19 protein-coding genes and 1 tRNA gene are annotated in these 23,846 nt (G+C 71.3%); 16 read left to right on the plus strand and 4 right to left on the minus strand.

The genetic code is table 11. The features are described from left to right. Positions 1-33 precede the first annotated feature (33 nt). From AB0I23_RS10885 to AB0I23_RS10940, 12 genes are all read left to right on the plus strand, one after another. Complete coding sequence (locus AB0I23_RS10885) at positions 34-1,263, plus strand: Gfo/Idh/MocA family protein (protein ID WP_359108876.1); 1,230 nt, start codon at positions 34-36, stop codon at positions 1,261-1,263. Positions 1,264-1,275: 12 nt separating this feature from the next. Then, a complete protein-coding gene (locus AB0I23_RS10890; RefSeq protein WP_359108878.1) occupies positions 1,276-2,280 on the plus strand; it encodes a sugar phosphate isomerase/epimerase family protein in 1,005 nt (334 codons plus the stop codon). Positions 2,281-2,670: 390 nt separating this feature from the next. Next, positions 2,671-6,384 (plus strand): ThuA domain-containing protein, encoded by a 3,714-nt coding sequence (locus AB0I23_RS10895; protein ID WP_359108879.1) that lies wholly within the window; start codon positions 2,671-2,673, stop codon positions 6,382-6,384. A gap of 138 nt (positions 6,385-6,522) precedes the next feature. Next, the gene (locus AB0I23_RS10900) at positions 6,523-7,641 is read left to right on the plus strand and encodes an inositol-3-phosphate synthase (protein ID WP_359108881.1); all 1,119 of its coding nucleotides are present in this window, start codon (positions 6,523-6,525) and stop codon (positions 7,639-7,641) included. After that, entirely contained in the window at positions 7,638-8,798 is a 1,161-nt protein-coding gene (locus AB0I23_RS10905) for an SCO3242 family prenyltransferase (protein WP_359108883.1), read from the plus strand. Before AB0I23_RS10900 ends, AB0I23_RS10905 begins: the two co-directional genes overlap by 4 nt. Then, entirely contained in the window at positions 8,795-9,688 is an 894-nt protein-coding gene (locus AB0I23_RS10910) for a sugar phosphate isomerase/epimerase family protein (RefSeq protein WP_359108885.1), read from the plus strand. Before AB0I23_RS10905 ends, AB0I23_RS10910 begins: the two co-directional genes overlap by 4 nt. Then, a complete protein-coding gene (locus tag AB0I23_RS10915) occupies positions 9,679-10,344 on the plus strand; it encodes an EboA domain-containing protein (protein WP_436846919.1) in 666 nt (221 codons plus the stop codon). Before AB0I23_RS10910 ends, AB0I23_RS10915 begins: the two co-directional genes overlap by 10 nt. After that, a complete protein-coding gene (locus AB0I23_RS10920) occupies positions 10,344-11,192 on the plus strand; it encodes a TatD family hydrolase (protein ID WP_359108886.1) in 849 nt (282 codons plus the stop codon). The genes AB0I23_RS10915 and AB0I23_RS10920 overlap by 1 nt, the downstream gene beginning before the upstream one ends. Positions 11,193-11,196: 4 nt before the next feature. Beyond that, positions 11,197-12,372: a metabolite traffic protein EboE gene (eboE, locus tag AB0I23_RS10925; RefSeq protein ID WP_359108888.1), complete on the plus strand. Its 1,176-nt coding sequence runs from the start codon at positions 11,197-11,199 to the stop codon at positions 12,370-12,372. Continuing rightward, complete coding sequence (locus AB0I23_RS10930; RefSeq protein WP_359108890.1) at positions 12,369-13,766, plus strand: nucleotide pyrophosphatase/phosphodiesterase family protein; 1,398 nt, start codon at positions 12,369-12,371, stop codon at positions 13,764-13,766. The genes eboE and AB0I23_RS10930 overlap by 4 nt, the downstream gene beginning before the upstream one ends. 47 nt (positions 13,767-13,813) lie before the next feature. Then, positions 13,814-14,965, plus strand: a complete 1,152-nt coding sequence (locus tag AB0I23_RS10935) for a sugar phosphate isomerase/epimerase family protein (protein ID WP_359108892.1) — start codon at positions 13,814-13,816, stop codon at positions 14,963-14,965. 611 nt (positions 14,966-15,576) lie between these two features. Beyond that, positions 15,577-15,661: transfer RNA gene (locus tag AB0I23_RS10940), tRNA-Leu, on the plus strand. Positions 15,662-15,878: 217 nt separating this feature from the next. Here the strand turns inward: AB0I23_RS10940 and AB0I23_RS10945 are convergent. Beyond that, positions 15,879-16,469: a PadR family transcriptional regulator gene (locus tag AB0I23_RS10945; protein WP_359108894.1), complete on the minus strand. Its 591-nt coding sequence runs from the start codon at positions 16,467-16,469 to the stop codon at positions 15,879-15,881. Positions 16,470-16,515: 46 nt separating this feature from the next. Here AB0I23_RS10945 and AB0I23_RS10950 point away from each other — a divergent pair, with 46 nt between their 5' ends. Together AB0I23_RS10950 and AB0I23_RS10955 are read left to right on the plus strand one after the other, a co-directional pair. Further along, positions 16,516-17,310, plus strand: a complete 795-nt coding sequence (locus AB0I23_RS10950) for a GDSL-type esterase/lipase family protein (protein ID WP_359108896.1) — start codon at positions 16,516-16,518, stop codon at positions 17,308-17,310. Then, positions 17,300-17,797 (plus strand): GNAT family N-acetyltransferase, encoded by a 498-nt coding sequence (locus AB0I23_RS10955; RefSeq protein WP_359108897.1) that lies wholly within the window; start codon positions 17,300-17,302, stop codon positions 17,795-17,797. Before AB0I23_RS10950 ends, AB0I23_RS10955 begins: the two co-directional genes overlap by 11 nt. Positions 17,798-17,859: 62 nt before the next feature. On the opposite strand, the gene AB0I23_RS10960 is transcribed toward AB0I23_RS10955, so the two are convergent. The 3 genes from AB0I23_RS10960 to AB0I23_RS10970 all read right to left on the minus strand — a co-directional run bounded on the left by AB0I23_RS10960 (position 17,860) and on the right by AB0I23_RS10970 (position 22,548). Further along, a complete protein-coding gene (locus AB0I23_RS10960; RefSeq protein ID WP_359108899.1) occupies positions 17,860-19,668 on the minus strand; it encodes an AfsR/SARP family transcriptional regulator in 1,809 nt (602 codons plus the stop codon). 160 nt (positions 19,669-19,828) lie between these two features. Continuing rightward, positions 19,829-21,334: a hypothetical protein gene (locus AB0I23_RS10965; protein ID WP_359108901.1), complete on the minus strand. Its 1,506-nt coding sequence runs from the start codon at positions 21,332-21,334 to the stop codon at positions 19,829-19,831. Positions 21,335-21,366: 32 nt separating this feature from the next. Further along, positions 21,367-22,548 carry an FAD-dependent monooxygenase gene (locus tag AB0I23_RS10970; protein ID WP_359108903.1) on the minus strand — a complete coding sequence of 394 codons (1,182 nt, stop codon included), beginning with the start codon at positions 22,546-22,548 and terminating at the stop codon, positions 21,367-21,369. A 235-nt stretch (positions 22,549-22,783) separates the two neighbouring features. Here AB0I23_RS10970 and AB0I23_RS10975 point away from each other — a divergent pair, with 235 nt between their 5' ends. Further along, positions 22,784-23,140 carry a hypothetical protein gene (locus AB0I23_RS10975; protein ID WP_359108905.1) on the plus strand — a complete coding sequence of 119 codons (357 nt, stop codon included), beginning with the start codon at positions 22,784-22,786 and terminating at the stop codon, positions 23,138-23,140. A gap of 8 nt (positions 23,141-23,148) precedes the next feature. Continuing rightward, positions 23,149-23,754 (plus strand): class I SAM-dependent methyltransferase, encoded by a 606-nt coding sequence (locus AB0I23_RS10980; protein ID WP_359108906.1) that lies wholly within the window; start codon positions 23,149-23,151, stop codon positions 23,752-23,754. The last annotated feature ends 92 nt before the right edge of the window (positions 23,755-23,846 follow it).

A 23,846-nucleotide genomic window follows, 5' to 3' on the forward strand; every position in this document is an offset into this window, starting at 1 on the left:
GCCCACCGAACGACCGACGAGGAGGAAGCCCGTATGGCCCGTAGGGAAGAGACGGAGCAGGAGGCCGCAGCGCCGCCGACGACCGTGCCGAAGGCGACGCTCGGGGTCGGCATGGTCGGATACGCGTTCATGGGCGCCGCCCACTCACAGGGGTGGCGCACCGCTGGACACGTCTTCGACCTGCCGATGCAGCCGGCTCTCGCCGCGATCTGCGGACGCGAACGTACGGCGGTCTCCGCCGCCGCCGAACGGCACGGCTGGGCGGCGGCGGAGACCGACTGGCGCGCCCTGATCGCCCGGGACGACGTCCAGCTCGTCGACATCTGCACGCCCGGCGACAGCCACGCGGAGATCGCCATCGCCGCCCTGGAGGCCGGCAAGCACGTGCTGTGCGAGAAGCCGCTCGCCAACACGGTCGCCGAGGCGGAAGCCATGACGGAGGCCGCGGCACGGGCCAGGGCCCGCGGACAGGTGGCCATGGTCGGCTTCAACTACCGCAAGGTGCCCGCGATCGCGTACGCACGGACGCTGATCGCCGACGGCAGGCTCGGCGCCCTGCGGCACGTACGGGCCACCTACCTCCAGGACTGGCTGGTCGACCCCGACTCGCCGCTCACCTGGCGCCTCAAGCGCGAGCACGCGGGATCCGGTGCGCTCGGCGACCTCGGGGCGCACATCGTCGACCTCGCCCAGTATCTGGCGGGGGAGCTCCTGGTGGGAGTGTCGGCGGTCGCCGAGACCTTCGTACGGGAACGGCCGCTGCTCGCCGGAGCGTCGGCGGGTCTCTCGGGCACCGCGGACGGCGGGGCGCGCGGGGCGGTCACCGTCGACGACGCGGCCCTGTTCACCGGCAGGCTCGCCTCCGGAGCGCTGGCCTCGTTCGAGGCGACCCGGATGGCGGCGGGCCGCAAGAACGCGCTGCGACTGGAGATCAACGGCGAGCGCGGCTCGCTCGCCTTCGATCTGGAACGCCTCAACGAACTGTCCTTCCACGACCACACCGAACCGGCCACCGCCGCCGGGTTCCGCCGCATCCTCGTCACCGAGCCCGAGCACCCGTACCTGGAGGCGTGGTGGCCGCCGGGCCACGCACTCGGCTACGAGCACACCTTCATCCACCAGGCCCGCGACCTGGTCCTGACGATCGCCGAAGGGACGGACCCCGTGCCGTCGTTCGCGGACGGACTTCAGGTGCAGCGGGTTCTCGCGGCGGTGGAGGAAAGCGCCCAGAAGAGCTCCGTACACACCCCCGTACCGTCCTAGGAGGTTTCGCGCATGCCCCGTCCCTTCACGCTCTTCACCGGTCAGTGGGCCGACCTGCCGCTGGAGGAGGTCTGCCGGCTCGCCCGGGACTTCGGTTACGACGGGCTCGAACTCGCCTGCTGGGGCGATCACTTCGAGGTCGACAAGGCCCTCGCCGACCCCGGCTATCTCGACGGGCGGCGGCAGCTGCTCGACAAGTACGGGCTGAAGTGCTGGGCGATCTCCAACCACCTCGTCGGGCAGGCGGTCTGCGACAACCCGATCGACGAACGGCACCAGGGAATCCTGCCCGCCCGGATCTGGGGCGACGGCAAGCCCGAAGAGGTACGGCAGCGGGCCGCCGAGGAGATCAAGAACACCGCCCGCGCGGCCGCCGCCTTCGGGGTCCGTACCGTCATCGGCTTCACCGGCTCGTCGATCTGGCACCTGGTGGCGATGTTCCCGCCGGTGCCGCCGCGGATGATCGAGCGCGGTTACGAGGACTTCGCCGAGCGCTGGAACCCGATCCTCGACGTGTTCGACGCGGAGGGCGTGCGGTTCGCCCACGAGGTGCACCCCAGCGAGATCGCGTACGACTACTGGACCACGCACCGGGCCCTGGAGGCCGTCGGCCACCGGGCCGCGTTCGGGCTGAACTTCGACCCGAGCCATTTCGTCTGGCAGGACCTCGATCCGGTCGGCTTCCTCTACGACTTCCGGGACCGGATCTACCACGTGGACTGCAAGGAGGCCCGCAAGCGTCTCGACGGGCGCAACGGCCGTCTGGGCTCGCATCTTCCCTGGGGCGATCCGCGGCGCGGCTGGGACTTCGTCTCCGCCGGGCACGGTGACGTGCCCTGGGAGGACGTGTTCCGGATGCTCCGCTCGATCGACTACGAAGGCCCGATCTCGGTGGAGTGGGAGGACGCCGGGATGGACCGGCTGGCGGGCGCACCGGAAGCGCTTGCCACGCTGAAGCGGTACGACTTCGACCCGCCGGCTGCGTCGTTCGACGCGGCATTCGGGGGCGGCGACTGACGGTTCCTCGCGGGGGCTCCGCCCCCGGATCCCCGCTCCTCACTCGCACTCTTCAAGCACGTCCGGCGGGTGGGTACCGGGGTCCGGGGCGGAGCCCAGGCGAGGCGAGGCGGGTAGGGGGCAGGTCCGCGCAGCCCGGTGGCCCATGCGCCGTCGGGACGGTCCAGGCTGCCCAGAACCCCCTTTGTCCTGATGCAGGAAAAAGTTCAACTCAGCTCCTGCACAAGGGCTTTCCACCGCGGACGAACCCGTCTACCGTCCCCTTGGTGTTCACGACATGACTCGCGTCACCGGATCCCCACCAGGCTTTCGGTGACCTGCGCGGCAGTCCCCGCGCGGAACGGCACAGCAGCACCCGCCCGTACAACCGGCACTCTCCGGAGGACACTCGTGCACAGAACCAGAACCCGGCCCCGATTCCGTACATCCCTTGCCCTGCTCACCGGTGGCCTGCTCACCGCGGCCACCCTCGCCCTGGGTGCCCCGCCCGGTGCGGCCGCGTCGGGTCCGACTTCGCCGGCCGCGTCCGACGCGGCGGCGACCGAGGACTTCCAGCAGGTCACCCTCGCCAAGGGCGCCGCCGAGACCGGCGAACCCATGTCCTTGGCCGTGCTCCCCGACCGCAGCGTCCTGCACACCTCGCGCAACGGCGAGCTGCGGATCACCGACAGCGCCGGCAACACCAGGATCTCCGGCGTCATTCCCGTCTACTCGCACGACGAAGAAGGCCTCCAGGGCATCGGTGTCGACCCGGACTTCGACAAGAACCGGGCGATCTACCTCTACTACGCGCCGCCGCTGGACACTCCGTCCGGCGACGCCCCGGAGAACGGCACCGCCGCCGACTTCGCCAAGTTCGACGGCGTCAACCGGCTCTCCCGCTTCGTCCTCAAGGAGGACGGCACCCTCGACCTGAGCAGCGAGAAGAAGGTTCTCGACGTCAAGGCGTCACGCGGCATCTGCTGCCACGTCGGCGGCGACATCGACTTCGACGCGCAGGGCAACCTGTATCTGTCGACCGGCGACGACTCCAACCCGTTCGCCTCCGACGGCTACACGCCCATCGACGAACGCCCGGACCGCAACCCGGCGTTCGACGCCCGGCGCACCTCGGGCAACACCAACGACCTGCGCGGCAAGCTCCTCCGGATCAAGGTCGCCGACGACGGCTCGTACACCATCCCCGAGGGCAACCTCTTCGCCCCGGGCACGGACAAGACCCGGCCCGAGATCTACGCGATGGGCTTCCGCAACCCGTTCCGCTTCAGCGTCGACAAGGCCACCGGCATCGCGTACGTCGGTGACTACGGTCCCGACGCGGGCGCGGCCGACCCGAAGCGCGGACCGGGCGGACAGGTCGAGTTCGCCCGGGTGACCGAGGCGGGCAACTTCGGCTGGCCGTTCTGCACCGGGAAGAACGACCCCTTCGTCGACTACGACTTCGCGACGAAGACGTCCGGCGCGACCTTCGACTGCGCCGCACCGAAGAACACCTCGCCGCACAACACCGGCCTGGTCGACCTGCCCCCGGCGCAGCCTGCCTGGATCCCGTACGACGGCGGTTCCGTGCCCGAGTTCGGCACCGGATCCGAGTCGCCGATGGGCGGCCCCGTCTACCACTACGACCCGAACCTCGACTCGCCTGTGAAGTTTCCCGAGTCGTACGACGGTGACTTCTTCGCCGGTGAGTTCGGCCGACGCTGGATCAAGCGCATCGAGCAGGACGGCGACGGCACCGTCCAGTCCATCAACAACATCCCGTGGTCCGGGACCCAGGTGATGGACATGGCCTTCGGCCCGGACGGGGCGCTGTACGTCCTGGACTACGGCATCTCCTGGTTCGGCGGCGACGAGCACTCCGCGCTCTATCGCATCGAGAACGCCACCGGCGGCCACTCGCCCGTAGCCGAAGCCGCCTCCGACAAGACGTCCGGCACCACACCGCTGAAGGTGCAGTTCTCCTCGGCCGGCACCACGGACTCCGACGGCGACGCACTCACGTACGCCTGGGACTTCGGCGACGGCGGCACGTCGACCGCCGCGAATCCCACGTACACGTACCGGAAGAACGGCACCTACACCGCGACCGTCACCGCCAAGGACCCCACCGGACGCACCGGATTGGCGAGCGTCCATGTGACCGTCGGCAACACGGCACCCACGGTGAAGCTGGAACTCCCGGGTGACGGGCAGCTGTTCAGCTTCGGGGACAAGATCCCGTTCAAGGTGACCGTCACCGACCCCGAGGACGGCACGATCGACTGCTCCAAGGTCGAGGTCCGCTTCGTGCTCGGCCATGACAGCCACGGCCACCCGATCACGACGGCCAACGGCTGCACCGGCACCATCAGCACCCAGATCGACGGCGGACACGACCCGAACGCCAACATCTTCGGAGTCATCGACGCCTCGTACACCGACGGCGGGGGCGGCGGCCAGGCCGCGCTCTCCGGCCACGACCAGTCGCAGCTTCAGCCCCGCCACCGCCAGGCCGAGCACTTCACCGCGTCGTCCGGCATCCGGACGTACGACAAGGCGGCCGCGCACGGCGGCAAGACGGTCGGCGACATCGACAACGGCGACTGGATCGCCTTCAAGCCGTACATCCTCGGTGACTCCACCAAGCTCACCGCCCGGATCTCGTCCGGCGGCGCAGGCGGCTTCCTCGAAGTACGGTCCGGCTCCGCGACCGGCAAGATCCTCGGCTCCGCACCGGTGCCGGTGACCGGTGGCTGGGAGAACTTCCAGGACATCGACGTACCGCTGCGCGGCGTCCCGGCGAAGGCCACCGAACTCTTCCTGGTCTTCAAGGGCGGCGACGGGGCGCTCTACGACGTCGACGACTTCGAGCTCTCCAACAGCGCCCCCGACCGGACCGCCAAGCGGGTCCTGGTCTTCTCGAAGACGGCCGGCTTCCGCCACGACGCGATCCCCGAGGGCATCGCCGCGCTCAAGGAACTCGGCGCGACCAGCAACATCACCGTCGACGCGACCGAGGCAGCAGGCCAGTTCACGACCAGCAACCTGGCCCGCTACGACGCCGTCGTCTTCCTCTCCACGACCGGTGACGTCCTCAACGCCGACCAGCAGAAGGCGTTCGAGAACTACATCGCCACCGGTGGCGGCTACATGGGCGTGCACGCCGCCGCGGACACCGAGTACGACTGGTCGTTCTACGGCGGACTCGTCGGCGCGTACTTCGCCGGACATCCCGCGATCCAGCCCGTCACCGTCCGCGTCGAGGACCACAAGCACCCGGCGACCGCCCACCTCGACGACGCCTGGAACCGGACCGACGAGCTGTACAACTACCGCACCAACCCGCGCGACAAGGTGAAGGTCCTCGCCACGCTCGACGAGACAACCTACACCGGCGGCACGATGAAGGGCGATCACCCGATCACCTGGTGCCAGGCCTACCAGGGCGGCCGCTCCTTCTACACCGGCCTCGGCCACACCAAGGCGTCGTACGCCGAACCCGCCTTCCGCCAGCTGCTCCTCGGTGGCGTCCGCTACGCGGCCGGACAGGTGAATGCCGACTGCAAGCCGGACACCGGCTACCGGTCGATCTTCAACGGCAAGACGCTCGAAGGCTGGAAGCAGGCGGGCCCGGGGAAGTTCAACGTCGTCGACGGTGAACTCCGTACCGAGGGCGGTATGGGCCTGCTCACCTACCAGGCCAAGGAGCTGGGGTCGTACTCGCTGAAGCTCGACTGGAAGCTGGCGGGCGACGACAACTCCGGTGTCTTCGTCGGATTCCCGGAGTCCGACGACCCCTGGTCCGCGGTGAACAACGGCTACGAGGTCCAGATCGACGCCACCGACGCCCCCGACCGCACCACGGGCTCCATCTACACCTTCAAGGCGGCGAACATCAAGGCCCGTGACGAGGTCCTGCGGCCGCCCGGCCAGTGGAACAGCTACGAGATCAAGGTCCAGGGCGAACGGCTCCAGGTCTTCCTCAACGGAGTCAAGATCAACGACTTCACCAACACCGATCCCGTCCGCAGCCTGAAGACCGGCTACATCGGCCTCCAGAACCACGGAGCCGACGACCAGGTGTCCTTCCGCAACATCGAGTTGAAGGAGCTGCCCACCGGGTAGGTACAGCCGCAGTCCGACGGCGGGCGGGGCAAAGGCCCTACCTCGCCCGCCGTCACCCCCACCCGTGTCCGCCTCGATTCGATCAGTGCCGCTCTTTTTGCACTGCCCAGCCAGGATCCCCAGTCAGGGAGGCAGCCCGTGTCAGCACATGCCGTTCGTACCGGAGTCTGGTTCATCGGAGCACGCGGCTCCGTCGCCACCACCGCCATGGCGGGCTGCGCGGCCGTCGCGGCGGGGCTCCACCCGGCGGCAGGCATGGTCACCGAGACCGCGCCGTTCGCCGACAGCGGGCTGCCGGCGCTGACCTCCCTGGTCTTCGGCGGACACGACACCGTCGGCTGTCCGCTCCCCAAGCGGGCGGAGGCGCTGGCCGCCGGGGGAGTGCTCCCGCACGGGCTGCCCTCCGCCGTACGGACCGAACTCGCGGCAGCCGACGCCGAGATACGCCCGGGTGGCCCGCTGCCCGGTGACACCCGCACCGACGAGGAACTCATCGCCGCGTTCGCCGCGGACCTCACCGACTTCGGCCGCCGGGGCGACCTGACCCGCACGGTCGTCGTCAACGTCGCGTCGACGGAGCCCGTCCCGGAACCCGGCGAGAACCGGCTGCCCGCCAGCTCGCTCTACGCCGCGGCCGCGCTCCGGGCCGGCTGCCCCTACATCAACTTCACCCCGTCGACCGGACTGCGCGCTCCCGCGCTCCAGGACGCCGTCGCGGCCTGCGGACTTCCTCACGCAGGCCGCGACGGCAAGACGGGCCAGACGCTGCTCCGCTCCGTACTCGCCCCGATGTTCGTGCAACGCGCCCTGCCCGTACGGGCCTGGTCCGGCACGAACCTGCTGGGCGGCGGGGACGGAGCAGCGCTGGCCGACCCCGGCGCGGCAGCGGCCAAGAACGCGGGCAAGGAGCGCGTCCTCGCCGACACGCTCGGCGCCGCGCCCGAGGGGGAGGTGCACATCGACGACGTGCCCGCGCTCGGCGACTGGAAGACGGCCTGGGACCACATCGCGTTCGACGGATTCCTCGGCGCACGCATGATCCTCCAGACGACCTGGCAGGGCTGCGACTCGGCGCTGGCCGCCCCGCTGGTCCTCGACCTGGCGCGGCTGCTCGCCCGCGCCCAGGGAGTGGGCCTGACCGGACCGCGGCCCGAACTCGGCTTCTACTTCAAGGACCCGGACGGCGGCCCCGCCGCACTGTCCGAGCAGTACATGGCGCTGCTGGCCTTCGCCGAGCGGCTGCGGGGGGAGAAGTGACGGCCACGGTACGCGCCTGGGCGGAGCTGCTGCGGATCTCGGCGCTGTTCACCGTCCCCGGGGACGCACTCGCCGGGGCGGCCGCCATCGGACGGCGCCCCGACCGCGGCACCGCGCTGGCCGTCGGCGCCTCCCTCTGCCTGTACGAGGCGGGCATGGCCCTCAACGACTGGTCCGACCGTGACGAGGACGCCGTCGACCGCCCGCACCGACCGATCCCTTCGGGCCGGATCACCCCGGGCGCGGCCCTCACGGCAGCAGGCGCGCTGACGGCCGCGGGCCTGACCCTCGCCGCCCGCGCCGGCCGTCCGGCACTGACGGTGGCCACCGGCCTGGCCGCAACGGTCTGGGCCTACGACCTCCGCCTGAAACACACCCAGGCGGGCCCGGCCGCGATGGCCACGGCACGCGCCCTGGACCTGCTGCTGGGCGCCACCGCGACATGGGGTGCGGGCGCGAAGCCGCGGCATTCCGGCACGCGCACGGTCACCGCGCCCGGCCCGGCGACAGGCCTCGTCCGGGCACCCGCGGGGAAGTGGCGCCGCGGGCCGATCGCCCGGCTCGTCGGCAGGGGTGGCCGCGCCATGGTGAAAGCGGCCGGTGATACGCGGCCGCGCCAAGGGGAGCGGTCCCGGCAGGCAGCCCTCCCGCTGCGCGCCGCACTCCCCGCCGCCGCCCTGCTCGGGGCGCACACCTACGCCGTCACCGCCGTCTCGCGCCACGAGGCGCAGGGCGGATCCACCGTCGCGCCCGTCTCCGCGCTCGCCGCGGTCATCGCGCTTGCCGTCACGGCGGCGCGCGAGCAGCGGGGGCACGGGGACGTACCCCCGGTCCCGGGAAGCGGCGCGTCGGGAAACGGCCACCGCCCCGCCCCCGGAGCACCCGCTCCCGCGGCCACCCCCACCGGCACCCCGCCCCGCCTCCTGCTCACCGCACTCACCGGCGCCTACCTCCAAACCGCCGCCGAGCCGCTCCTCCACGCCGCCCTCAACCCGTCCCCGCCGCTGACCCAGCGCGCCGTGGGCAGCGGCATCCGGGCGATGATCCCGCTCCAGGCCGCGCTCGCCGTCCGCGCCGGAGCGGCCGGCACCGGGCTCGCCGTCATGGGGCTCGTCCCTCTCGCCCGCACACTCGCCCGGAAGGTGAGCCCCACATGACCATCCGCCTCGGCTACGGCACCAACGGGCTCACCGACCTCCGCCTCGACGACGCCCTCGCGCTCCTCGCGGGCCTCGGGTACGACGGCGTCGGCCTCACCCTCGACCACATGCACCTCGACCCCCTCGCCCCGGACCTCGCCGCCCGCACCCGCCACGTGGCGCACAGACTCGAACAGCTCGGGCTGGGTGTCACCGTCGAGACCGGTGCCCGCTATGTCCTCGACCCGCGCCGCAAACACGGCCCGTCCCTCCTCGACCCGGACCCGGAGGCCCGCGCCGCCCGCACCCGGCTCCTGGTCCGGGCCGTCGAAGTCGCCGCCGACCTGGGCGCCCACGCCGTGCACTGCTTCAGCGGCATCACCCCTCGCCACACCACGCCCGATACGGCCTGGCAGCGGCTGACCGAAGCCCTGGCCCCGGTACTCGTGGCCGCCGACCGCACCGGCGTCCCGCTCGCCATCGAGCCCGAACCCGGGCATCTCCTCGCCGATCTCTCCGACTTCCACCACCTGCGCATCCTCAGCGGCGACCCCGAACCGCTCGGACTCACCCTCGACATCGGCCACTGCCAGTGCCTGGAGCCGTCCTCACCCGCGGACTGCGTCCGGGACGCCGCCCCCTGGCTGCGTCACGTCCAGATCGAGGACATGCGCCGGGGCATCCATGAGCATCTGCCGTTCGGCGACGGCGAGATCGACTTCCCGCCCGTACTCGAAGCGCTCGACACGCTCGGCGACACCGGATACCGCGGCCTCACCGTGGTCGAACTGCCCCGCCACTCCCACGCCGGTCCCGAACTCGCCCGTACCTCCCTCGACTTCCTCCGCTCCCGCATCCCGTCGAAAGCCCCGAGGGGCGCCCTGAAGGGAGCAACGCCATGCCGATGACCCCGCCGACGTCGCCGCAGACGCCCCCGCTGCTGACCCGCGGGCAGCTCGACGCCCGACTCGGGGGCGCCGCACGCGCCTGGCTCGACGAGGCGCTCGCCGAGGCCGCGCACGCCGCCGCCGACGAGGACACCGCACCCGGCGGCCCGTACGCCGTACCCCCGTGGGAGCTGCGGTTCGCCGCCGCGGGCCGGCACTGCGGACTGGAGTACGCCGACTCCGTACGCGCCCTGCTGCTCCTCGAAGCCGGCGCCGCCCTCCCCGCTGTGACCAGGCTCTACGATCAGGGCACCGCCGCCGAGCGGCGCGCCGTCCTCCTCACTCTCCACCGGCTGGACCTCGGCCCCACCGCCCTCCACCTCGTCGAGGACGCCCTGCGCACCAACGACACCCGGCTGGTCGCCGCCGCCGTCGGTCCTTACGCCGCCGCCCATCTCGACACGCACAACTGGCGCCACGCCATCCTCAAGTGCCTCTTCACCGGAGTCCCCGTCGAGGCCGTCGACGGACTGGCCCGCCGCGCCCGCGGCGACGTCGAACTCGCCCGCATGCTGGGCGACTTCGCAGCCGAGCGCACTGCCGCCGGTCGCACCGTCCCCGGCGACCTGCGCCGCGTCCTCACCCTCACGACCCCCGCCCCCACGGAGGATTCCTGATGCGCATCTTCGACCCCCACATCCACATGACCTCCCGCACCACGGACGACTACCAGGCGATGTACGACGCAGGTGTCCGCGCTCTCGTCGAACCCTCCTTCTGGCTCGGCCAGCCCCGCACCTCGCCCGCCAGCTTCTTCGACTACTTCGACGCCCTGCTCGGCTGGGAACCCTTCCGCGCCGCCCAGTACGGCATCGCCCACCACTGCACACTCGCCCTCAACCCCAAAGAGGCGAACGACCCCCGCTGCACCCCCGTCCTGGACGCCCTGCCCCGCTACCTCGTCAAGGACTCCGTCGTCGCCGTCGGCGAGATCGGCTACGACTCCATGACCCCCGCCGAGGACACCGCCCTCGCCGCCCAGTTGCAGCTCGCCGCCGACCACGGGCTGCCCGCCCTCGTCCACACCCCGCACCGCGACAAGCTCGCCGGTCTGCGCCGCACCATCGACGTGATCCGCGAATCCCACCTCCCCCCGGAGCGGGTCCTGCTCGATCACCTCAACGAGACGACCGTGAAGGACGCCGCGGACAGCGGCTGCTGGGCCGGTTTCTCCATCTACCCCGACACCAAGATGGACGAGGACCGCATGATCGCGATCCTCAGGACCCACGGCACCGAGAGGATCCTGGTCAACTCGGCCGCCGACTGGGGCAGGAGCGACCCCCTCAAGACCCGGAAGGTCGGCGACGCCATGCTCGCCGCCGGGTTCAGCGACGACGACGTCGACCAGGTGCTCTGGCGCAACCCCGTCGCCTTCTACGGCCAGAGCGGCCGCCTCCAACTCGACCTCGCCACCCCCGATCCACTCCACGAGGGGAACTCCATCCTCCGCGGCGGGGAGTGACCCGATGCGCTTCCGCCACCCCGACGGCTCCACCGTCCACCTCGCCTACTGCACCAACGTCCACCCCGCCGAGACCCTGGACGGGGTCCGCGCCCAGCTGCGCGAACACTGCGAACCCGTCCGCAGACGCCTCGGCCGCGACCGCCTCGGCATCGGCCTCTGGCTCGCCAGGGACGCCGCGAACACCCTGATCAACGACCCCGCCCAGTTGCGCTCCCTGCGTGCCGAACTCGACCGCCGCGGCCTCGAAGTCGTCACCCTGAACGGCTTCCCGTACGAAGGGTTCGGCGCCGAAGAGGTCAAGTACCGGGTGTACAAGCCGGACTGGACAGATCCCGAACGCCTCGCCCACACCACCGATCTCGCCCGGCTTCTCGCCACCCTGCTCCCCGACGACGTCACCGAAGGCACCATCTCCACCCTCCCGATCGCCTGGCGTACCCCCTACACCGGCGACCCGGAAGCCGCCCGCACCGCGCTCACCGCGCTCGCCACCCTCGCCGAACGACTCGACGCCCTCGCCGAGCTGACCGGCAAGTCCATCCGGATCGGTCTCGAGCCCGAACCGGGCTGCACCGTCGAGACCACCGCCGACGCCATCGCACCGCTCACCGCCGTCGGACACGACCGCATCGGCATCTGCATCGACACCTGCCATCTGGCCACCTCCTTCGAGGATCCGGACACCGCCCTCGACACCCTCGCCGCAGCCGGCATTCAGGTCGCCAAGTCCCAGCTCTCCGCCGCGCTCCACGCCGAACACCCGCACCTCCCCGAGGTACGCACCGCGCTCGCGGCCTTCGCTGAACCCCGCTTCCTCCACCAGACCCGCACCCGCACCACGCACGGACTGCGCGGCACCGACGACCTCGACGAGGCGGTCACCGGCCAGGCACTGCCCGACGGCACCCCGTGGCGCGCCCACTTCCACGTCCCGCTGCACGCACCCCCCGCCCCACCGCTCACCTCAACCCTCCCGGTGCTCCAGTCCACGCTGACCCGGCTGGTCGGCGGAGCCCGGCCGCTGACCCGTCACCTGGAGGTCGAGACGTACACCTGGCAGGCGCTCCCCGCCGCGCTGCGCCCCCGCAGCCGGCCCCAGCTCGCCGACGGCATCGCCGCCGAACTCACCCTCGCCCGCGACCTCCTGGTCGACCTCGGCCTCAAGGAGCTCCCGTGACCGCAGCCGAGCAGGCCACCACGCCCACCCCCCTCCTCGTCCTCGATGTCGTCGGCCTCACTCCACGGCTTCTCGACCACATGCCGCACCTCAAGGCGTTGGCACAGTCCGGCACCCACGCCCCCCTCGGCACCGTGCTGCCCGCCGTCACCTGCGCCGCCCAGTCCACCTTCCTCACCGGCACCACCCCCGCCGAACACGGCATCGTCGCCAACGGCTGGTACTTCCGCGAGCTCGGCGACGTCCTCCTCTGGCGCCAGCACAACGGCCTCGTCGCCGGGGACAAACTCTGGGACGCCGCCCGCCGCGCCCACCCCGGTTACACCGTCGCCAACATCTGCTGGTGGTACGCGATGGGCGCCGACACCGACATCACGGTGACCCCACGCCCCGTCTACTACGCCGACGGCCGCAAGGAACCCGACTGCTACACCCGGCCGCCCGCCCTCCACGACGAACTCACCGAGAAGCTCGGCACCTTCCCCCTCTTCCACTTCTGGGGACCCGGCGCCGACCTCGTCTCCTCGAAATGGATCATCGACGCGACCCGGCACATCCTGGACACCCGCCACCCCGACCTGGCCCTGTGCTACCTGCCGCACCTCGACTACGACCTGCAGCGCTACGGACCCGACGACCCCCGCGCGTACCGGGCGGCGGCCGAACTCGACCGGGCCGTGGCCCCGCTGCTCGACGACGCCCGCCGCGAGGGGCGCACCGTCGTCGCGCTGTCCGAGTACGGCATCACCCGCGTCGACCGCCCGGTCGACATCAACCGGGCACTGCGCCGCGCCGGCCTGCTGGAGGTCCACACCCAGGACGGCATGGAGTACCTGGACCCGATGGCCTCCCGTGCCTTCGCCGTCGCCGACCACCAGCTCGCCCACATCTACGTACGCCGTCCCGAGGATCTCGATGCGACCCGTGAAGCGCTCCAGGACGTCCAGGGCATCGAACAGCTCCTCGACGACGAGGGCAAGAAGGCCCACGGCCTCGACCACCCGCGCTCCGGGGAGCTCGTCGCCGTCGCCGACCCGGATGCCTGGTTCACGTACTACTACTGGCTCGACGACGCGCGCGCCCCCGACTTCGCGCAGCTCGTCGAGATCCATCGCAAACCCGGATACGACCCGGTCGAACTCTTCCTGGACCCCCAGGACCCGTACGTCCGGGTCAAGGCGGCCACCGCCGTGGCCCGCAAGAAGCTCGGCATGCGCTACCGCATGGCGGTCGTGCCGCTGGACCCCTCACCCATTCGCGGCAGCCACGGCCGCCTCCCCATGAGCGACGAAGAGGGTCCGCTCATCCTGTGCTCCACCCCCCACGCGTTCACCGGCCCCGTCCGGGCCACCGAGGTGAAGTCCTTGCTCCTCACGCTTGCCGGCCTCGCATGACCGGCCCGCGCACAGCGTTTCGAGCATCTTCGAGAAAGAGAGAGACCGTGACCGTGTACAACGACGAATCCGGAACGGACGGCGCCCTGCGCCGCAGCCTCGGCGTCAGCCGCCGCCGCTTCCTGAGCACCTGCACGGCCGCTGCGGCAGCGGCGATCGCCGCGCCCGCCTTCGGCGCGTCGCCGGCCCTCGCCGAGCCCGCCCCCGACCAGGGGCAGGGCGTCGGCCTGGCTCTGGTCCCGGCGGACAGACGAGGAATCATCCTGTACACCGTGCGCGACGCCACGGGCCGGGATCCGCTCACCACCGACCTTCCCTCGGGCTTCCGTGAGGTCTTCGGGGAGCTGGCACGCTACGGCTACCAGCAGGTCGAGTTCGCCGGGTACGGCCAGCACGCCAACGCACCCGGTGGAAGCAACCTCGAATCGGTGGAAGGCGCGAAGCTGCTGCGCTCGTGGCTGGACGAGTACGGTCTGCGCGCCCAGGGCAACCACGGCTTCATCCCGTCGTCCTGGCCGCTGAACCAGAGCGACCTGGACCGGTTCAAGCTTCACCTCGAGATAGCGAACATCCTCGGCATGGAACACATGGGCACCGGTGGCGACCCCACCGGCAGTGCCTACCGTGCCGACTGGGACGTGGCCGCCGACAAGTGGAACACGCTCGGACAGATCGCTCAGGGTGCGGGCATCAAGCTGTACACCCACAACCACGACGCGGCCTACGGCTTCCTGCTCGACGGCGGTCCGCTGGACGCACAGGGCCGCCCCACGCGCAGCTCCGGCATCCGCAAGCTCGAGTACTTCCTTCAGGTCACCGACCCGAAGTCCGTATGGCTGGAGATGGACATCTTCTGGGCGCACGTCGCTCAGTACAAGTTCCACACCTACACCGCGCACGACGGGTCGCAGCAGGAGAACATCTTCGACCCGGCGGCGCTGGTCCGCGGCAACACCAAGCGCTACCCGCTGTTCCACGCCAAGGACGGCGTCGTCAACACCAACAGCGGCAACGGCTACGACATGGTCCCCTTCGGTACCGGGGCCATCGACTACCGGACGTTCTTCCGCCGCGTCGGGGCGAAGAACTACCACAACCCGATGGTCGAGCAGGACAACGCACCGAGCTCGACCGTCCCCGCGCAGTCCCTGAACCATGCGCGGATCGGTTACGACAACTTGGCGGCGCTGCGCAAGTAGAACCATCGGCGGCAGCGGAGGGGGCGTCCGCGCCGTGCCGCGATCTCCCTGACGCCCGGGAACGGCGCAAACGCCCGCCCGGTGACGCGTCAGGCACCGTGCTCTCCACGGCCCTCACCCGGAGCGTACGGTGCCTGACCGGCACCCCGAACTGCGCGGCCGACGCCGGGGCCGGTCGGGAACCCGCCGGTCGTTCTCCCCGACCGGCGATGATCAACGCGCCCTTGTGGTCCCATGCCCCCACCACCATGCTGCCCGTACCGGAACCCACCAGCCCGGAGATCGGAGTCGAGCAACGTTCGTACGGTCTCCCGGTTCTGTGATTCGATTCGGCGGCTTCGATCCTGCTGATACGCGCGATGACGGACGGCCCGGCGGGGGAGCGGCTGCCGGGCAACTTCCCGGACCATCGCCAGATGCCGTGACGACCGGCCGGCATCGTGCGTACGCGTGCCGTGACGGACCGTACGCGCGGCAGGGGGGGAAGGTCGCCGGATCGTGCCGAGGACGTCCACCGCACCGCACTGACCACCGGAAACGCAGGTGAGAGCCACCCTGAACCCCTGGTATTGTTTTCCATGTCGCCGCGGGAAACCGGGGTCGACCACCTGGTCCGGGTGGCGGAATGGCAGACGCGCTAGCTTGAGGTGCTAGTGCCCTTTATCGGGCGTGGGGGTTCAAGTCCCCCCTCGGACACGCGATTACGCACATAGTGGGCGCGGGTTGTGACTCTACGGTCACAGCCCGCGTTTTTGCGTTGTAGACGAGTTGGATGCCGAAATCGGCGTAGAGAGCCGCTTTCCGTGCTACCGAGGGGCCCCTCCTTCATGCCCCAGCATCGCCACGAGCACCCGATCCAGAACCCAGTTCGACTGATCAAGCCCACCGAGCGGTATGCGGAAGCCTTCTCAGGTCAGTCGCCCGGACCGGGTCGGCCGGCGCCGGCACCGTGCGCACCCCGTGCGCGCAGGAGTTCCACGGCCCATTCGCACCACCGTGCCGTATCGGCCTCGTGCTGGATTCCCCGGCGGCAGGTGAGGTACGGACCGAGGTGCCCGGTCACGCGGACGAACTCCGCTTCCGTCCGGCCGGCCAGGATCTCCTTCTCGGTGCGCCGCAGCCGGTCGAGCTTGGTCCGCGCCTCGTCGGCCCGCCGGTTCAGGTGCCGGACGAGCACGGCGGGCTCCACGACGTCCGCGCACTGCACCGCGACCGTCAGGTCGTCGCGCAGCGTGGTCGGCCTCATCGAGTCGGCGGCGAATTCCGTCAGGGCCGCCGTGCCGAGCATGGTCAGGGCGTAGACCCGCTTCGTCGGCCGGGACTGCTGGGCGACCTCGGTGGCGCCCACCAGGCCCTCCTGGTGCAGGCGGGCGAGTTCCACGTACAGCTGCTGCGGCTTGGTCTGCCAGAAGTTCGCGACCCCGCCGTCGAAGCGCTTGGCGAGCTCGTAGCCACTGGCCTCGCCGTGAATCAGAGCCGCCAGGACCGCGTGCCGGAGAGTCATGGTGGCACCCTATCCGGGCCTCACATAGTCATCTACATTCATAGTCATGACCATGAATAAGTGGGACGTCGTGGCGCTCGGTGACAGCGTCACCGAAGGTGTCGGAGACCCGGGACGCCACGGGCTGAGGGGCTGGGTCCACTACCTGACATCGGAGGCCGACGAGCTGAGGCTCAGCGCGAACCTCGCGCGCAGCGGTGCCACCGTCGCGCAGGTGCGCCGCCGCCAGCTGGACCGGGCCGTCGCCCTCAGTCCGGCCGTGGCCCTGTGTGCCATCGGTGTGAACGACGTCCTCTCCGGCGGTTTCGACGCCGCACGGTTCGAGGAGGAGTACGGCGCTCTCGTGGCCGCACTGGCAGGGGCGGCGACCGTCGGGGTGGTCACTATGACCCTGCACGACTTCACCGCGGGGATTCCGTTGCGCCGGGCCACGCGCGCCGAACTGCGGCGGCGCATCGACGCCGCCAATGCCGTCGTCGAGCGCGTCTCCGTGCACCACGGCGCCTGGGTGATCGATGCCCGCAAGGCCGAGGCCCTGGACAGGTCCGGCATGCTCAGCATCGACCGGCTCCACCCCAACCGCCGGGGCCACCGCTACATCGCCGAGTTCGCCAGGGACGTCCTGCGCACCCACGGCGTCCTCGCGCCGTCCGGCGCCGCAGCGACGCTGCCCGAGGCGGACGCGATGCGGGAGCGGGTCGTGGCGGAGGCCAGGCACGCCGTGTGGATCGGCGGCCACGTGGGCCGGGCGCTGGTCGGGAACCTGTACCGGGGCAGGCGGCGTCCGCACGCGCCACGGGTGCGCACCGAGCAGGGGCAGGGCGCGGGCGATGTCCGCTGACACGGGGACGATGGCGCTGGCCGACGGCACGGTCCTCGGGATGAGCCCCCTGGTGCCGTCCGACCGGGCGGCCGTCGACGCACTGCACCGGCGGTGCACGCCGGCCACGCTGGAGCGGCGCTACTTCATGCCGCTGGTGCGGCTGTCCGGTGCCATGTTCCGGCGCCTGGCCGATCCGGCGTACGGCAGATCCGTCGCCGTGCGCGACGGGGAGCACATCGTCGCGCTCGCACACCTCATGGTGACGCCGGAGGACCGCGACGTCGGCGACATCAGCGTGCTGATAGAGGACGCCTGGCAGGGGCGCGGCCTGGGAAGCGCCCTGACCCGCATCGTGGTCGAGCAGGCCGCGGCCCTGGGATTCGCCGGCCTGCACGCGGACATGCGGGCGGACAACGAGCGGATGCGGGCCATCATGCGCTCCCTCGACGGTGCGGACGGACGTGCGGGCGACGCGGAGCTCTCGCTGAACTGGTGGACGTGGTGACGCCCGCCGGTTGACCGGAGCCTCGCGGAACGGCGGGCGGGGGCATCGCTTCCGGGGCACCGTCAGGGCGACGCCCGGTCGGGGAGCTTGCGCGTGCCGCGGGCGAGTTCCGTGACGAGCACCCGGAGGGAGAGGTGGGGCGCCGCCGCGAGCCTGGCCGCAGCCGTGCGCAGGGCCAGTGGGGAATGCCGGCACACCGCCGCGAGCGCGGAGGCGGCCCCGGGCTCCGCATCGGTGCGCTCCCGGCCCAGACACGTCCTGATGAGCTCGTACGCGTCCGGGGCCGGCAGCACGTCGAGCGCGAGCGGAACCGCCCCGGCCCGGGTCACCAGGTCGAGGAGCGGATCCCGGCTGGTGACCAGGACCAGATTGCCCGGGGTGCCCGGAAGCAGCGGACGGACCTGTGCGGCGGTGGCGGCATCATCGAGCACCAGGAGGAAGCGGCGGCCGGCCACCAGGCTGCGCAGCAGGGCGGAGCGCTCTTCCTGGGCTTCGGGCAGCCATCCGTCGGTCATGCCGAGGGAGCGCAGGAAGTTCGCGAGCACCTCTCCCGGGCCGACCGGGTGCGCGGTGCTGCCCCGCGGGTCGGCGAAGAGCTGGCCGTCCGGAAACTCCTCCCGCCTGCGGTGGGCCCAGCGCACCGCGAGTGCCGACTTGCCGACCTCGTGCGCACCGTGCAGGTTCACCATGCCCACCGAGCCCTCCCTGGCACGTCTGCTCTCCAACAGGTCGTCGAGCAGCTTCAGTTCGGCTGTGCGTCCGATGAACGGCGGTGCCACGAGCGGGAATTGAGCGGAGAAGGTGACAGGGCGCGGCGGCTGCCGGACGGCGGTCGAGGAGGTGCGCGGAGCCGTACGGCCCCGGGGCTCGTCCTCGTAGCGCGTGGATCCCGTAGAGCGGACCCGCGTCCGTGGAGCGGCCGCTCTGCCGCGCTCCCACGCCAGGATCGTGTCGCGGGCACGCCGGACGTCCTCGCTCGGGCAGACGCCGAGTTCCGACCGCAGCGAGGCCCGCAGTTCGTCGAAGAGACGCAGCGCGGCGGCCCGGCGGCCCACCCCGGCCAGGGCCGGCATCATGCGCGCCTGGAGCGCCTCGTGCAGCGGCTCCTGGTATGCGAAGGCCGTCAGCCTGTCCACGGCCGCGCCCGGGCGGTCGAGCCGCAGCGCGAGATCGGCGAACTCGATGGCGACATCGATGTGCCACTGCGCGGTCCGGACGACCGCGGGATGCTGTTGCAGTTGGGGCACGTCCTGCAAGAGCTGCCCCCGCCGCCCGTCCAGCGCGCGCCCGTACAGCTCGAAGGCGCCCCACAGGTCGGAGTCCGCCGCGCGGCAGGCCCGTTCGACGTCCTCGTCGAAGCGGCGGAGGTCGAGGTGCACGCCGTCGCTGACCAGGCGGTAGCCGCCCCGTACCGTTGCGATGCGGCGGTGACCGGACGCGGGCCCGACCGTCCGCCGCAACCGGGCGACGTAGGTGTGGACCAGACTCGCGTGGCTGGGCGGGGCCTGCCCCGGCCACAGCACCTCCGCGATCTCCTCGGCACGTACGACCTGATCGGGCTGGACGGCGAGGATGAAGGACGCCTTCGCATGGGTCGGCGAATTCCTGTTCTCGCAGTGCATCGTCCATGCCGCCGACCTGCCGTACCGCACCCAGCTGGTGCCGTTGGCGGCAGTCCGGGCGATGTTTCCGAGCCTCTCAGTGATCTCTTGGATCTGCTGGGCGTCGAGTGGGGAATCCTTCTTCCGAGTGACGGCGGGGAGCGCGTCGAGTCTCTTCCGCGCCGCCTCCTTGTCTCTGCGCCTCGTTGATCCATTGGGTGACGACGGTGGGGTCGGCTCCGGCTTCGAGGGCTGCTTGGTAGCGGGCAAGTCGTCGCTCGCAGTCCTTGATCGCCTGGCGTGCTTGAGCCTGGGCGTAAGGGCTCCGCGGGTCCTCCTGGCGGACGACAGCCGGCACGCAAGGATCCCCAACAGAGCCGGGTGCCGCCGTCATGAGGGCGTCGCCGGCCGCGTGGTCCAAGGTGGTCCGTCAGTCCTTCGGCCTTGTCGGCGCCTTGGCGCAGAGGTACGGGCGTGCGAGCAGCAGACCGGTGCCGGTCACGGCGATGCCGAAGTAGACCGGCGCAAGGTGGATGAGGTCCGTGTAGTGGATCGCGCCGTGCACCACGACAGCTGGCAGGAAGCCGGCGGCCGCCGCCGCGGTGAGGGTCCAGAACACCCAGGTCTCACCTCGCCGCCAGCCCCACGCGCTGAGCAGAATGATCGCCACCGCCGCGGCCATCAGGGCGCCGCCGAACCCCGCGCGATCGTGCGCGACGAACGGCACAAGACGGGGATTCACAGCTTCCAGTGTCTGCGTGTCGGTGCCCAGGAAGGCCAGGTCGGTCGGCACGAAGACACCGGTCAGACCGACCACCGAGATCACCGCTCCGCCGACGAACAGCCCCGCTCCCGTGACGATCAGCAGCAACTGGCCGACCAGCGCCCGTCGGCGCTCCGGCTCCGGCCCCTCGGGCGCCAGGCGCCACCGCGGCGCGTGCGGGGGCCGGCGGACCGCGGCCACGAACATCGGGAAGAGCACGATGGCGGTGGCCGTGTGCAGGGGTTCCACGAAGCCGGTGGCCAGGAAGTAGAACAAGGTGGGGAAGCCGATCGCCCCGGAGAGCAGATACACCTCGCGGGCCCAGGGCCAGCCGCGTCTGATCCCGCCCACGGCGAGACCGGTGTAGAGGGCGCCGATCGCCACCATCGTGCCGGCCATGGTGATCCGGTCGTGCTGGAGGAAGTGCACGAGGTGATGGTTGGCGCCATGCAGTTCGTGCAGCGTCATGCCGAGGTAGTCGCGGTCGTACCAGAGCAGCACCGGACCGAGCGTGATCGCCGCGGCTCCCAGTCCGGCGCCCGTCATACCGAGCCCGACGAGCAGCCCCCACCACCAGGCGGGCCAGCGGCGGGGATCGCGGCCGACGTCTTGTAGCACCGGAGCGGGCGCTGTGGGCGTGGCTGCCTCGGTGACCCGTGCGAACCAACCGGGTCCGGCCTCGACGAGCACCCCGGGCCGGGCGAGCACAACGGCGTCCGGCTCCTCGAGCGCGGCGGCCGCGGCGGTGACCGACGGGTCGGACACGTGGACCACGTGCGGGTCGTCGCCGCTTGTGAACCCGTCGACATGGGGCTTGAGGGCGGCCTCGGTCTCCGGGTCGCAGGCGCGGACGACCAGCGGTATCGAGCGGCCGGCAGCGGCGTCGCGTACGGTCTCCGCGTCGGCTGCCGAGACGGGCGCCACCTCGACGAGACCAGCCCCGAGCGGTGGCATGGCGCGTACCGCTTCGCGGGCGAGCGAGGGCGGGACGGACAGGCCGAGGCGGACGGTCACGGGCACACCGGCGATCTCGCCGGCGAGCCGCTTCGGCGGATGGCGGTGGCCGAACCCCCGGGCGATCAGCCGAGCGCCGGCGGGACGGGAGCCGATCGAGGCCAGCAGCCGCAGTGCGGTTCGCTGTGAACGGCGGCGGCCGAGGACGGCAGCGGCCAAGCCTCGCAGCGGGTGATACGTCCAGTCCGGCATCAGAGGTTCTCGCTCTCCGTCGCGCTCACCCGGTCACCGGGCGCGGTCCAGCCGAGCACCGGCGTCATGGAACGCAGCGTCGCCCGTGTCGGCGTCAGTCGGGCGGCCGTGTCACGCAGCAGCACCGCGGGCGGCCACGACAGCTGGCCGACTGCGCCGAGCCGGGCGGAGCGGCGCGTGATGGCCTGGGTTCGCGGGCGACGCAGCAAGTCGTACGAGCGGAGCGCGGCGGCCAGGTCCGGGGTGCCGTCGAGACAGTGGGCGAGGGTGACCGCGTCCTCCAGTGCCTGGCAGGCGCCCTGGCCCAGATTGGGGGTCATGGCATGGGCCGCGTCGCCCAGCAGCGCGACCCGGCCTCGGATGAAGGAGGGCAGCGGCGGCAAATCGTACAGGTCGTGTCGCAGCACCGCGTCCGCGGGGACGGCGGCCAGCAGGGCGGGGATGGGATCCGGCCAGGACCCGAACAGGCGCAGCATTTCGGCGTGCTCGGACGAGCCGGAGACCGCTCCCTCCGGCAGCGACGCGGTCGCGAAGCAGTACATCCGCCCGCCCGGCAGCGCCGTGTAGCCGAATCTCGCCCCGCGGCCCCAGGTTGCCGCGCCCTCGGAGGGCGGCTCGGCGAAAGGCTCGGTGACCATGCGCCAGGCGGTGTAACCGGCGTACCGGGGGCCGGCCACGTCGGGCCACAGCGCACGGCGGACCGTGCTGCGCAGCCCGTCGGCGCCGACCACGAGGTCGGACCGGGACTGGCCACTCCGGTCATCGACGACCACGCAGTGGTCGTCGTCGCGCACCGCGGACACCTCGCTGCCCGACCGCAGACTACCGGCGGGCAGCGCCTCGGTGAGCACTCGCAACAGGTCCGCGCGGTGCAGAACCACCAGGGGATGACCGAAGCGGCGAGCCACCTCCGCGTTGTCCGTACGGGACAGCCAGCGGCCCCGGCGGTCGCGTACGCCGCCCGTGGTCTCGACGGCGCCGAGTGCCCGGACGGCGCCGGCCAGGCCGAGCACCTCGAGCGCACGCAGCGCGTTCGGCCACAGGGAGATGCCGGCGCCGATCTCAGTGAACTCCGGGGCCCGTTCCAGCACCTCGACGTGCCAGCCCCGGCGGTGCAGGGCGATGGCCGCCGCAAGGCCGCCGATCCCACCGCCGACTATGGTCGCGGCGCGCTGCGGCATGGGTCCTCGCTCCGGGTTCGGGGGCACCGTCCCCGGTCAAGTGGCCGTCGATGTGGTGCCCGAGCGGCATGCGACAAGGCACAGGTCCGGCTGAGCAGCGCCTCATAGCAGCATGTCGGCAGATGTCTGTCAACGTGCCGAGGGGCGGACCGGCCAGCCCCAGGCCGTGTTTGAGGTCGGGTTCCTGGTTCATGAGAGCGCAGGAAGCCGACCCAGGTACTGGAGTCCCGCTGGGGTGCCACGGACGTCTACCACGAGCTGGGTCACGGCCGACCCCGGCCACAACAAGACCAAGCGCGGCGGCGTCTGCTACCCGTCGTACGACGACCCGAACCCGGCTCGTCTCCAGGTCCAGGCGATCAACACCACGGACCCGTTCCCGATGGCGAACGTGGGCGACGAGCTCACCGGTGTCACCGAGGGCCCGCTGGACTACAGCCAGTTCGCCGGCGCCTACAACCTCGAGGCGCGCAAGCTCGGCACCTATGACGTCGCCGCGCCGACGGCTGCTGATCTCCCCGCCCTTCTCCGCGACGGCCTTCAGCGCCGCGAGCTCGGTCGCTTCTTCGAGTGGCACACGGTCGACCTATAGTTGGCCTCATGAGCCGATGGAGGGAGTTGACCGGAGAGACGTCCGGGGAGGACTACGCAGCACGGTTCGCGGCCCTGGCCCGTAGCGGGAAGGATGTGCACGCTGAGGCGCGGTTCTGCGCAGCTCTCGTGCCTGCCGGAGCGCGGGTGCTGGACGCCGGGTGCGGTACCGGACGGGTCATGATCCGGCTTGCGGAGCTCGGGTACGACTGCGTCGGGGTGGATCTTGATGCGTCGATGCTGGCAGAGGCGCAGAAGCAGGCTCCGGGACTGCCCTGGTTCCAGCTCGATCTGGCCGGGTTCGAGCCGGACCTGCTCGGCATCGCAGCGGACTTCGATCTCGTGGTCGCTGCAGGCAACGTTTTCCCGTTGCTCGCTGCCGGCACCGAGGCCACGGTGGTCAAGTGCCTGGCCGCGGCCCTGCGTCCGGGCGGTCTGATGGTCGCCGGCTTCGGCCTGGACGACGCCCACCTGCCCGTGCCGCCCAGCATCACGCTGTCACAGTACGACGACTGCTGCGCCGCAGCCGGCCTCACCCTCGTTGACCGCTTCGCCACCTGGGACGCCGACCCCTACGACGGCGGCGGCTATGCCGTCAGCGTCCACCGCCGGTGAGGGCTTGCGGGACATCTTGATCACCCGCACCCGCCAGGCGGCCAGCAGCTTCTCCGAGCAGTTCCCTTGAGGTAACCAGTTGTATTCCGCGC

It is taken from the genome of Streptomyces atratus (genome assembly GCF_040655115.1).
In the GTDB taxonomy this organism is placed as follows: domain Bacteria; phylum Actinomycetota; class Actinomycetes; order Streptomycetales; family Streptomycetaceae; genus Streptomyces; species Streptomyces atratus_D.